The 11,919-nt window shown below is 66.7% G+C and carries 7 protein-coding genes; 3 read left to right on the forward strand and 4 right to left on the reverse strand.

From position 1 onward, the window contains the following. Positions 1 to 157 precede the first annotated feature (157 nt). From BMW27_RS11400 to BMW27_RS11410, 3 genes are read right to left on the reverse strand one after another with little or no spacing between them, the layout of a single operon-like run. Complete coding sequence (locus tag BMW27_RS11400) at positions 158 to 2,566, reverse strand: WD40 repeat domain-containing protein (RefSeq protein ID WP_091443902.1); 2,409 nt, start codon at positions 2,564 to 2,566, stop codon at positions 158 to 160. A gap of 9 nt (positions 2,567 to 2,575) precedes the next feature. Next, positions 2,576 to 4,492, reverse strand: coding sequence for an ATP-binding protein (locus BMW27_RS11405; protein ID WP_091443905.1), 1,917 nt, complete (start codon positions 4,490 to 4,492; stop codon positions 2,576 to 2,578). Next, positions 4,492 to 5,931, reverse strand: coding sequence for a lipase/acyltransferase domain-containing protein (locus BMW27_RS11410; protein ID WP_091443908.1), 1,440 nt, complete (start codon positions 5,929 to 5,931; stop codon positions 4,492 to 4,494). Before BMW27_RS11410 ends, BMW27_RS11405 begins: the two co-directional genes overlap by 1 nt. A 117-nt stretch (positions 5,932 to 6,048) precedes the next feature. On the opposite strand from BMW27_RS11410, the gene BMW27_RS11415 reads away from it, so the two are divergent. Both BMW27_RS11415 and BMW27_RS22910 read left to right on the forward strand, forming a co-directional pair. After that, on the forward strand, positions 6,049 to 6,552 hold the full coding sequence (locus BMW27_RS11415) for a hypothetical protein (protein ID WP_091443911.1): 504 nt from the start codon (positions 6,049 to 6,051) through the stop codon (positions 6,550 to 6,552). Positions 6,553 to 6,637: 85 nt separating this feature from the next. Beyond that, entirely contained in the window at positions 6,638 to 9,664 is a 3,027-nt protein-coding gene (locus tag BMW27_RS22910; RefSeq protein ID WP_139206885.1) for a hypothetical protein, read from the forward strand. Positions 9,665 to 9,905: 241 nt separating this feature from the next. On the opposite strand, the gene BMW27_RS24335 is transcribed toward BMW27_RS22910, so the two are convergent. After that, entirely contained in the window at positions 9,906 to 10,886 is a 981-nt protein-coding gene (locus tag BMW27_RS24335) for a site-specific integrase (RefSeq protein ID WP_281244752.1), read from the reverse strand. Between the two features lie 394 nt (positions 10,887 to 11,280). Here BMW27_RS24335 and BMW27_RS24340 point away from each other — a divergent pair, with 394 nt between their 5' ends. Beyond that, positions 11,281 to 11,406, forward strand: a complete 126-nt coding sequence (locus BMW27_RS24340; protein ID WP_281244753.1) for a hypothetical protein — start codon at positions 11,281 to 11,283, stop codon at positions 11,404 to 11,406. The last annotated feature ends 513 nt before the right edge of the window (positions 11,407 to 11,919 follow it).

The following is an 11,919-nucleotide window of genomic DNA, read 5'->3' on the forward strand; positions in this document are numbered from 1 at the left end:
CCGCACCGCGACCGTCAGCGTTGACGATTCGGAGCGCGCAGAGGTTCGGTATCGAGTTCGCCAAGAGGGTCGCGCCAAGCAGCAGCTCGACGCAAACCTCGCCAAGTGATCGAGGATCGCGGTTGGCCTCCATGACGCTGTCGACCTGTCCCGTGGATCACCGTCGGCGTGGCAGGCGATCAGGACGGGTGCGGGCGGTGCGCCGGCAGCGTGCCGAGGTCTGCGGGTCGGAGGCGGTGAGCAGCGCCATGTGTTCCCATATTGCCGCGTTCAGCCTGCCCGCGTCCTCCTCGTACGGGTCGTCAAGCCGGGCGCCGAACGTCGGCCCCGAGCCGGTGTCTAGTGCGACCACCCGCGCGGCGGCCGATTCCTGCAGCGCCCATGGCAGGTCGTTGATGGCCAGGCCCAGGACGATGCGCAGCCAGGCCGTAGCGCTCGTCGGATCGAGTGGCTGGTCGGCGGGCAGGGCCGGTTGAGCGACGGCGGAGGTCGGCGGGACGACGGCGTCTGGTAGGCCTTTAACAGCGAACACCGACCAGCGTCGGGTGGCATCGACGGTGATCAACCGACCGTCGCGAGTGGCGGTCAGACTGGTCACTGCGGCGGGCGCGGGGATCATCAGAACGCATCGCATCGCATCCGTGTCGATCACGGTGATCATGTTGGTGGCCGCAGCCAAGTGGCGGCCGTCGGGCAGCCAGGCCAGTACGGCCGATCCGGCGTTGCCCTCGACCGTGATCTCCTGCGTGACCTGTGCCCGGGTGATCCGAATGGTGCGCTCCGCGAGGGACCTGCCGATCGGCAAGGCGGTACGGGCGCCGTCCGGTGACCCCAGCGGGATCGGATGATCGTGCGACGCCGTCAGCGCCGGGCCCAGTGGGGCAGCGATCGGGTCGTCCGGTTGCACGAAGCCGAGTTCCGCGCCCAGCGGGACGCTCCACAGCCGGATCGAGTGGTCCTGGATGTGCTCGTAGGAGCTACCGGCCGAGAGGAGGTGATCGTTTCCATACCAGGCGCAGGCGCCCACCGGCCCAATGTGTCCTTGCAGGCGCCGTACCTGCTGCCCGGACACCGGATCCCACACCAGCACCAGTCGATCGCTGCCGCTCGAGGCCAGCAGGGTGCCGTCGGGTGACCAGGCCACGCCGGTGACCGCGCCCCACACCTGACGTTGCCCGACGTAGTTGTGCGATTCGCCGTGATCCTCGTGGCGGCCCAGTTCGCCCAGCGATGCACCGGAGGCATGCCAGAGCCGTACGGTGCGGTCTGCCGCCCCGGTCGCCAACCTGCTCCCGTCCGGGGAGAAGGCCGCGCAGGTGACGCGGTCGCTGTGCCCGGACAATTCATGGACCCGAGCCGAGGTCGCCACGTCGACGACGGTGACGGTGGTGTCGTCGAGCAGGGCGGCAAAGCGACCGTCCGGCGACACCGCACTCAGAGTCCCGTCGGGCAGCTCCTCCTGGCCGGGTGTGCGCCACACGATGAGCGCGCCGTCCTTGCCGCAGGAGGCGAGGGCGTTGCCGTCGGGCGACCAGGCGCAGTGAACCACCTCGCTCACGTGCCCGCGCAGCGTGCTGCGCAGTTCGCCGGAGGCCACCTCCCAGATGCGGATCGTGTTGTCCGGGCCGTGCACGTTGACGCTGCCCGAGCAGGAGGCAAGTAGCGTGCTGTCCGGTGAGAACGCCAGGGCGGTGATGGCGTCGCCGTGTGCCTCCAGGACGTGCATCTGGTGCTGGTCGTCGGCGTCCCAGATCCGCACCGAGAAGTCGTCGTCGCGTAGGCCGATGTAGTGGCTGCCCGAGCCGGTGGCGATCCAGCGTCCGTTCGGGGACCACGCGGCCGCTCGCACAGCTTGGCGGTGTCCGACCTCGACCACCCATCGGCTTACCACACCTTCCCTCACCATCGAGGCGACCCCGAGCTGGCCCAGGACCGCGCCGGTTGCCGCGTCGCGGATCTCCGGCACCCTGCCGAGTTCGACCACGCGGGTGCCGTCGGGTGACCGGGCGATCCGTTCCTCCGGGGGCGTACGGGCGGGCAACTCCCCGGCCAGTTGCCCGGTCACCACATCCCACACCGTCGTGCGCCCGCGGTCGGACACCGCCATCACCCGGTCGCTACCGAGCCAGGCACAGTCCCGTATCCATGGCAGCCGCTCTCCGCCGTCCTGTGGCGGCCGGATCACCAAGGCCCGAGCGTTCTCGGCACGAGGTTTATTCAGCCACTGCAGCCACGGACCGTGAGGCCGGCCGGCAAGCCGCTCGACCACCGATCCGGACGGCCGGTTGGCGGCCTGTTGCCAAAGCAGCTCGGGATAGATCGACAGCAGGTCCGACTCGGATCGCAGGAAGCGAAGCAGGGCCTGAGCGGTCGCCGGGTCGGCGACCGTGTCGGCGCTTTTCGTGGCGTCTGCCAGGGCGGCCCGCAGGGCGTTGCGCCGCAGCGTCTCGGCGAAGAAGGAGAGGTCGGTCAGGATGCGCCCGAGGAGCTTAGTGTCCCCGGTTTGAGGAAGGTGATGGAGGAGATGCGTGACCTCGTAGTTGGACAGCGCGCCGTACATCGTCATGCGACGGCTCTAGCTGTCGAGAAATCCAGGGATCTTGGCGAGTGCGGCCATCGCGATCCGCTGGTGGTATGGCTTGAGCCCGACTCCCTCCTCGGCGAGGAAGTCCTGGAAGCTCGCGTGGTACACGCGATAGCGCAATTCGTTTTCCGCGGCGCGTTGCTCGTTGAGGTAGGGACGCCATTCCCGGATCACCTCCCGTATCCGGGCAGGCTCGAGCTGCGTCCATTCCTCGACCGCGGAGACAGTGACCGGCTCGCGCACTGTAGCCAGGATGCGCAGGACCGGCTCGTAGAAGCGTTCGAACCGCTCCGGATCCTGGGCGCGCATGGCTCTCCAGTGCCTTTCGTAGTAGGCGCGTAGCCCGCGGGGCAGGTCCTGGATGCTGTCGATGGTGTCCGGTGACAGCCGGCCGGTGCGGATGTCGTCGAGGACGTGCACCAGGTACATGAAGTTGCCCTGGCTCCTGTCGGTGAGCAGGTCGACAAACCGGTCGAGGTCGAGCTTCCACGCGGCGACGCGTGTGGTCATCTGGTCCGGATGCGCCTGAAGGTAGGCGCGAATGTAGCTGCCGACGTCGTCGAGGTTCTGCGGGTCGTCGTCGCGCAGGTAAATGTCGTGTCGGCGGTCGACGTTGAGGCGGTAGTCCATCTGTTCCCGCGAGGTCGCCACGACGATCACACCCGGCGGCAGGACGGGGGGCAGGAAGAGCCGGTTCGCGTCCGCGGACAGGCCCGCGTCCTCGGCCTCGTCGAGCGCGTCCACCACGACGACCACCGGCTCGTCGCCGCTCTTCTGGGCGGCTTCGGACAGCAGCTGGCTTAGGAAGGCGCTGTCCTCGGCTGCCTCCGGCGGCAGGGTCGGGTGATCCAGCTGGTAGCGGACGATCAGCTGGGCGCAGATGTTCTCCAGGAATGTGCGGGTGGAGCGGATGTTCTGCGGCGCGATGTTGAAGTGGTGCACGTAGCCGCGGGTGCGCACCAGTTGGCTCAGCAGCGCCGTCTTGCCGATGCCGGGTTCACCGCGGATCAGGATGTAGCCCGACGGGAACTCGGCGTCGGTCAGCCGTTCGTCGATGGCGCGAAAGATGAAGTCACGGCCGACGAAGTTGCGGGTCCGCTCCGCCACCAGCCGCTCGAAGTCGAGCACCTTCAGGTGCGAGGCCAGCGGTGCGGGTGCCTCGGTGAGTAGCCGGAAGATGTCGGTCATCCAGGCGCCGGGCAGCGGCTCCAGGGCGTACGGCTCGACCCGCCAGCCGTAGTGGGCGAGGGCCACGTCGATGGCGAATTGGAACGGCCGGTCGGCGCGGTCGAGTTGCTCCCGGCCGGCCTGCACGGCCCGGTCGAAGGTGAGCAGGCCGCCGGCGCGGTGCTGGGCCTCCGGTAGGTCGCCGGGCATCTCCGCCAGCCGCTCGCTGTGGGCGAAGCCAGTGCACTCCACCGCCAGGAAGGACTCCTCGTCGATCAGGTCACGCAGCGCTTGGCCGTCGGTGAGCGGGCCGGTGGTGAACAGCTCGCGGCCGGGGCGGTAGCCGTTCCAGTCGCGTAGGCCGTGGGTGAGCGAGACCGCGGCGAGCGCGTGGCCGTCGATCACGATGAGGATCGGCAACAGTTCGTTGGCCAGAGACAGCCCGCAAAACAGCCCGGCCAGGTCCAGGCAGGTGCCCTCGCGGGGCGCGTTGAGGATCTCCGCCGGGGTACGGATCGTCTGCAGCGCCTGCGCCGGGTGGTACTGCTCGAGGGCATAGCGGATGTGATGCCGTGCCAGCAGCGCGTAGATGGCCTCGGCGATAATCCGCGGCCGGTCCGGCCGGTCGGCCACGTCGAAGCGGCTGATCGGTGACTCCAGCCAGTGGCTCGCCTGCGGGGTGACGAACCGGGCCAGTCCGGGGTGGTCCACTCGGGACCATTGCGGCCAGGTGAGCCCCATCAGTCCTCCTCAGCGACTTCGAACAGGTCGTGCACCGGCGGCGGCGCCAGGGGGCCGGCCTTTGCGGTACGCACCTCGACGCGGTACAGCCCCGGTGGCAGGCTCCCCAGGGTGACCGCCCAGCCGTCGTCGGTCTCGGTGAACTCGGTGGCCGGCAGCGGGCCGGCCACCGGCGCGTCGACCGGCTCGATGCGCGCTCGCAGGGGTCCCGGCGACCGGTCGACGTTGACCGGGCGGGCGCGCACCGTCACCGGTTCGTCGGCCAGGTACATGTCCTCGAGATCGAGCCCGATCGCTGGCCGCTCGGCGGCGGCCGGACTCTCCCCTGGCCCGCGGAGTGCGCGCAGGCCACGGACCTGCATCTGCTCCAGCCGTCCGCGGATGTCGTCGAGGATGGCTCGGTTGCGCTGCAGCGAGCCGTGCCGCTCCGGCGCGAAACTGTCGCGGTAGGCGTCCGACAACTCGATCGGAATGGCAGAGGCGCGGGGCACGGTTCCGTCCCCGTCTGCGAGCAGCGGATCGACCTGGGCCGGGACCTCCGGGCCGACGGTCACGCGGCCAGCGGCCAGCACAGCCGATTGCATCGTCGGCTGGCGGGTGCCGACTACCGGCAGGAGCACGTAGCCGTGGTCGCGGTAGTCGGGGTCTTGCCGGTGCTCGGTGACCTTGGCCTCGATCTCGCGATGAAAGGCCAGGGCGTCGCGGGCCAGCACCGGGTCGACCCCGGGCACGGTGGTCTCGGCCACCCGCAGGTATTCGTCGCCGACGCGCAGCGCCGGGTAGATCGGCAGCAGTTGGTGGACCGAGGGGAACGAGCGCATCACCTCGGTGAGGTCGGCTGGTCCGCGCTTGTAGCCGTTGGCGAGGAAGCCAAGCGCGTTCAGGGAGCCGCGGTAGGGGGTGCCAAAGGTGATCAGCGCCCGGCAGTCCCTCCAGCCCTCGAGCACCTCGAGGTAGTACCGCGCGACCAGGCCGCCCATGCTGTGCGCCACGAAGATCACTTGGGCGTCTGGGTTGTGGCTGTGCTCGCGCCAGCGGCGCAGCCGGTCGGTGACCAGGGCGGCGAGCCGCCGGCCGTTGACTCGGTTGTCCAGCCGCCAGTCGTAGGGCACCTCGAGCAGGTTCGCCGGCGCGGGCTCGTCGATCGAACCTCGGACGACGTCGAACGTGTCGGTGATCATCCGGGCGGTCGCCGTGTAGCCGTCGATCTTGACGAGACCGGGCACGATGTGAGCGTCCGGCATCAGACTGGTCGCGACGAAGCCACCCGGATCGCCGTCCTGCACGCGCAGCTGCTGCAACGAGCCGCCCAGGGTGCGCAGCCACCGCCACGCGGCCTGCCCCGAGATCGCCCAGACGTCGTTGCCGTCCTTGCGCAGAACGCTGCCTGTGATGCCAGGAAGAAGTACCACCATGTCGTACAACGGCTTCCCCGCCACCCACCTAGTGTTCCCGTCCCGCCAGCGACTCGGCAATGCCCCCGGCGGCGTGTGGCGGGTCGGCTTTCCGGCGGACGATGGCGACCGGCAGTCCCGTATCCGGAATAGCCTGGCCCGGTGACGACTGCGGACGGGACCCTGCTCGCCACCGACACCCGCCGCGACGCCGACGAGTACAACCCGATGGCGCGGCTGTCCGGCCATGAACGTCATCACTTGGCCAGCCACCTCGCGGCTGGCCGGCAGCTGCAGGATTTCCAGCCCGAGAAGTCCAAGAGCCAAGCGACGAGCGGCGAGCTCCTGTTCTGGCTCGCCGGTGGTTCCGCCGCCGTCCCGCACCCGCCGGCCGTCGCGCAGTCGGCCGGCTTTTTAGACCAGACCGATCTGTCGGCCGCGGATCTAACGAGGCAGGCCATGTTGAGCCGAGAACTCATCTACGGCGCCTCGTCCGTAGCGGAGAAGCACATAAATTATGTACGGGCCCTTACCGTAAACTTGCTCGGTCACCTTACCAAGCGCTACTGCTTCTTGATTCGACGGACCAAGGCTCGGGAGGCGGGCTGCGCATCTGTCACGAGGGTTCGTGTGGCAGCCGTTGTCGTGGGCTCGAATGGAGAGTGAGATGGACGAAGGGACTCTTCCTACTATCCAATTTTCACCGCTCGCGACGATTTCTGCTTACGAACGCCGTCATCTTGTCACCCACATGCTCGAATCGAGCCAGGACGACGACCTGCACCGCTTGTTGATCTTTGACTATGGTGGTCGCAATGCTTGGTTCGAGGCCAGGGCGGCAGCCAGCGAGCTAAACGGATATCGGCTCGACATTCTTCGGGCCCGCAAGCGAGTTCGTAATACCGAGCCTCATTCAGATTGTGGGCGCACGCTTGACCTGCGCTATGCCCTAATCCAAGCCAGCGTCCGCGCCGCGATCGCCCGAATCAAGCCCGCATTGCTTGATTCTCTCTTGGACGCCCGCGTCTGGAATCTGCAAACAGCTTACGGACACGTACACGGCATCACGAACCCACAAGACCGCGTAAGGGCGCTCTGCATCGTAGCGGGCTATGACGACAAAGAGGGACAAGCAAGCTCTGCTCAAGAGGCTCTTGATCTTGCCCGTTCAACGGCCGATGAGAGAACCCTAGCCACGGCAATCCTTGGTCTTCTCCCACTACTCCCTCATGCGTCTAAACGCCCGCTGATTGAGGAACTCCTCGAGCACCTAACCCTCTCGGCAGGCAGCCGGGTGCGCAGCGAGACACTGCAAAAACTGGCACCCTTCCTGTGTCCGTTTCCCGACCTCGTGTCCACTGCTGAAAACAAACTGCGGGCTCTGCCTACGGAGCCACCTCCCTTGATGCTGGAGGGGTACTGGCATGATCCTGATGAGGAAGCGGAACTAGTACGTCAGCGAGATGAGAGTCGACTCGACGAGGCCCGCCTGGAGGAGATCCAAAATCGACTCGCATTTTGTATCGCCGCGCCCGCCCGCGAACGCCATCTCCTCTCAGCCTCGATAGCTCTAGCCGCGGAGATGGACGAGGGATTCTACCTGAGAACCGCGATTGACCACATATGCACACGTCTCTCGAACCAAGGCACTCTCCTCCACAAGTTGCTCGTGCTTGTGGAATCAATCAGTGACCCGACTACGAAATGTGCGGCGCTTGGCTCGGTAGCTCCCCTACTAGTCGGCAGTGCACGGGAAAGCGCCGTAAATCGGGCACTTGTCATCGCAAAGGATCTGGGAGGCGATGGTCCGTCCGCATTCGACCGACTCAAAGTGATCGCCAAAGTTGCTCCAATTCTGGCACCCGAGCGGCGCCTCGCGGTGCTCCGCGAGGCTCTCGACTTGGTAGCGCAATTGCGCGGGCAACGGATGAACCATCACCTGGCTCTGAAGGAGCTCGCTCCTCACATCGGCGAGGAAGCATCCCTGCTCGAGTGTGCATTGGCGCTGCTTGAGCCCCAAGACCCACTAGGTGGATCCTCGTGTGCGAGTGCGGTGACGGCCTTGGCAGGTTCAATGTCGGCTCAGTCAGGCTTCATCGAGCGATGTATAGAGACGGCCCAGTCAATTCCGGACCCAACAGACCGAGCCGATGCCATCTCAGGAGTCAGTAGACACATCCCGGCACCTCGTCGTGCCGCTTTGCTTCGAATGGCACTGAGCGACCTGTCACAAATCGGTGACGATCACGCCGCCTCAAGAGCATTTGCAGGGCTTGCGGTTGTCGCAGCCGATCCATCGAACGTCTCGAGGGTGGAGTACTGGTGTACCTCTTTGCCCTCCGGGGGGCTCCGCGCCGACGTCCTAACGGCGCTGGGACAGCATTTACCTGAGCCGCACAAAGACGATGCTTTGACGAAGGCAGTGGCGGAGGCTCGTCGGGAACAGGCGATATTTGGATACGCATACGGGATGGCTAAAATCGCAGAAGTCAGCACACCGGGAAAGCTTGCACCGGAGTTGCTTGAAGCTCTACATGCAACCCAAGATGGTTATGACATAGGCTTCGGCTTTGTTGACGCGGCGATGGCTCTCGCGCCAGCAATCGCGCGGTGTGATGAAAAGACCCTCACCGAGGCGCTGGCCTTCCTGTGCGCGCTCCCTAGTGGGGTGAGAACAGGTCCGGACCCCCGACCGTTTGCCCTCTGCGGCTTTGTCCCCCACGTCCCTAATCAAGTCCGAAAGCAGGTAATAGAGTTCATTCTCAATTTCGCACCGCGCTATGAGGAGACGTCTCCGTTCCGCCACCATGGACGCCTGGAGCTGATTTCCGCGGTGGCCCCATATCTCGCCGATACCCCAGATCTTGCACAACGCACGCTGGAGCTGGCGGTGGGCTTTCGAGGCGCTCGTCAGCGCGGAACGGCGCTCATTCGCACATTAGGGTCCATAGCGCACTCTCCTTCACTGGTGGAGCTGGCTTTTAGGGCTGTGCTTGAGTTGCCAACTCACACTCCGGCTGGCAGTAATCTTCGGTCAGAAGCCTTGATCGCAGCGGTGCCCGTTCTGGCAAACTTCCCCGCCCTAATGGAGGAGGCCAGGCGAGTCCTGGAGGCCGAGGCGGATGTGTCCCTGGCCTTGCAGATGAAGGTAGCCCTTCTCGTAAGCGACCAGGCGCAGGGCGTCACGAAGATATGCGAAGACCTGCTTGATTCAATAATGGTAGTTCCGCACCCGATGCGACGGGTCTCCATCCTGGCTGAGTTATGTCCCTTTCTTGAGAGCGACCAGAGCTGCCGAGCGGCTCGAGTCGCGCTTAGGGCCGCAACGTCGCTTTCTGGCCACTCTCGGTTTATGTCCTTCATGGCCCTCTCGAGGTTCGCTAGTGGGTCGAAAGCCGTGGCCGCCGCAGTGCTCGATGAGTGCGGCAAGACTACGGACACTATGAGGCGGCCCGCCTTACTCGCCTGCTTGACCAACTCCGATGTATTCAGCAACGAATCTGCGCGTTCACTTCTTGGCGAGGCCTTCACCGTTGTATTGGCCACCAACGATTCTAACGCTCGACGGGAGATGTTGAGGGCATTATCACCGCACCTAGCTCGCGTGGAGCCGGGCGAGCAGTGGAGAAGGCTTGTTGATCTGCTCGGCGAGTCCAACCGCGGTGAACGCCTTGGTGACCTAGGCGCGGCTGTCGAGGTGCTCGCATCGGTGGGCGGGGCTAATCTTGCTCTTGCTCTGGCCGACGAAGTAGTCCGGGCTCGCCGTTGGTGGCCGTAGCTACTCCTTCAGGGCGAGGTCCATCAAGACGGCGGGTGCGAGATGTTGTATCGCGTTGTCAGGACCGCAAGCGCTGAGGCCGGACAGAAGCGCGGTGTGGCTTGATGGGCGCTGCCGACCTTCCGCCAGGTGTGAAGTCGGAGCGGTCGCCGGGTTCACGGCGCGGTGTGCGCGACGGTCATCGGGACAGGACTTGGCAGTCAGTTGAACCGCGACTTGAATTGCCCGGCCTCGCCTCGGGTCAGGTCGACTCCGTGTGATTGGGCTGCCCCAGGGCAGCACTCATGGCAGCAGCCAGAGCGGCATCTCGATCTTGCTCGGCGCGCTGGTAGCGCAGCGCCGCGGCGGGGGAGGCGTGCCCGAGCCGGTGCATCAGCTCCTTCGTGGTGGCTCCATGCCGGGCGGCGATGGTGGCGCCCCAGCCGCGGAGGTCGTGCAGGTGAGAGCCGGCCGGGAGTCCGGCCGCCTCCGCTGCTGGAGCCCACACGCGTGAGGAGAAGTTGTTGCGCCGGATCGGTCCGCCCTTCGGCCCCACGAAGACCAGTCCCTGCGGACCGGACTGGGCGTACACCGCGAGGTGGTGCTCCAGGTCGCCGATGATGTGCGGTGGGATCGCCACGGTCCGGCGGCCGGCGGCCGACTTCGGCGGACCGTAGGAACGCTTCTGTCCGATCACGTCGACGACGGCGCTCCTCACGTTCACGATGCCTGTCTCCAGGTCGAGGTGCTCCCGGCGCAGCGCCGACAGCTCACCGAGGCGGAGGCCCGTCCAGGCGGCCAGGAGGATCAGTGCTCGCCAGCGATCCTCGACGGCATCGACCAGCGCCTGGACCTGGGCGAGCGTGAACATCGGTCGCTCGCTGGGACGTTCCTGCCCCGCCCCACGGATGGAGCACGGATTCCGGGCGATGAGGTTGTCGTCCACGGCCGTGGTGCAGATGGCACGCAGCAGCCGGTAGCACTTGGCCGCCGTGACCTGGCCCGGCCCGCTCGGGCCGCTGAGCTTGCCATACCAGGCCCGGACGGCGGACGCCTCGAGCTGGCGCAGTGGGGTTGAGCCCAAGGCTGGGAGGATGTGGTTCTTGAGCTGTGCCCGGTAGAGCTCCGCCGTGCGGGGGGCCAGCGGCCGGCCTCCGACGAGGCGGGTCTCCACCCAGCGCTCGGCGTAGACCCGGAGCGTCTCCTTGCCCGCCTTCGGGTCGATCCAGCGGCCCGAGTCCATCTCGGTCTGCGCCTTGGCGAGCCATCGATCGCCGTCGGCCTTGGTCGCGAACGTGTGCGGTGCCGAGACCTGCCGGCCTGAGCCGTCCTAGTAGCGGGCTTGGTAGCGCCCAGATGGCAGCCTGCGGACCGTGCCCCAGCCCCGCCGACCCATGAAGACCTCCCGTGTCCTCCTGTGGACCTGAGGTTGCGCCGCTGCCGGCAGGGTCGATGGCGGCAGCGTTGATCGACTCGTCGCCGTCCACCGATCTCGGCGGAGGGCTTGACTTCCTCAGGGGGACGTGTGTGCGACGGAAGTAGAGAGGCGGGCCCCGGCCTCGACGGGGCCTGCTCTCAGGACCCTGTCCGCGCACCGCGAGCTGGGCTATCCCTCGCTTGCGACACGTCCAGCCTCGATGAACTCGTCGACCGACCTTGGAGCGGACTGGCTGGCCCGCCGCAACGACGAGGCCCACGCCCGCCGGCTGGTCGCCCAACTTGAGCGGCTCGGCCACACCGTGGTCCTCGACCCGGCCGCCTGACCGCCTGAAGGAGAACTGGGGACGGGCTCCGCCCGCCCCGCGCTGACGCGCGCCTGCAGCTCACCTATTCACGGGTCTGTGTGGCACTTGATCTTGCTCATGCTCCCAGGAGCGATGAGGTGCAGGATGGCCCGGTGGAGCGGCCCACCACGATTGACGTCGAGACCTCGGCGGAGCGGGTCTGGAAGGTGGTGCGCGAGGCCGAGCGGTGGCCGGAGAGGTCGCGGACGGTGATGTCAGAGCGACGCCTGGACGACGGGCCGCTCGCCCGCCTGGTCTCGGGTCCGGGTGGAGTAGCCCCGGATACCCCGACCGAGCACGTGGAGACCGAGCTCGAGCCGAGATGCTCGTTCACTTGGGTGGCCACCGGCCCGGGTGGCCGCACCATCGCTCGGCACGTGAAGCAGCGCTCGAGGAGCTCGCCCCAGCTCATGCTGTCTGTAGAAGCGGCTGAAGGGTGGACCGCGCTGCTGCGTATGCAGCCGCTCCTGGCTGCGCGATGACGTGCCACTG

The organism is Geodermatophilus poikilotrophus, from assembly GCF_900111455.1.
Taxonomy (GTDB): domain Bacteria; phylum Actinomycetota; class Actinomycetes; order Mycobacteriales; family Geodermatophilaceae; genus Geodermatophilus; species Geodermatophilus poikilotrophus.

Coding starts and splice junctions, on each gene's coding strand:
- BMW27_RS11400 (WP_091443902.1), bottom strand. CDS start 2,566: ATGACGATGTACGGCGCGCTGTCCAACTACGAGGTCACGCATCTCCTC.
- BMW27_RS11405 (WP_091443905.1), bottom strand. CDS start 4,492: ATGGGGCTCACCTGGCCGCAATGGTCCCGAGTGGACCACCCCGGACTG.
- BMW27_RS22910 (WP_139206885.1), top strand. CDS start 6,638: ATGCTCGAATCGAGCCAGGACGACGACCTGCACCGCTTGTTGATCTTT.
- BMW27_RS24335 (WP_281244752.1), bottom strand. CDS start 10,886: ATGGACTCGGGCCGCTGGATCGACCCGAAGGCGGGCAAGGAGACGCTC.
- BMW27_RS24340 (WP_281244753.1), top strand. CDS start 11,281: ATGAACTCGTCGACCGACCTTGGAGCGGACTGGCTGGCCCGCCGCAAC.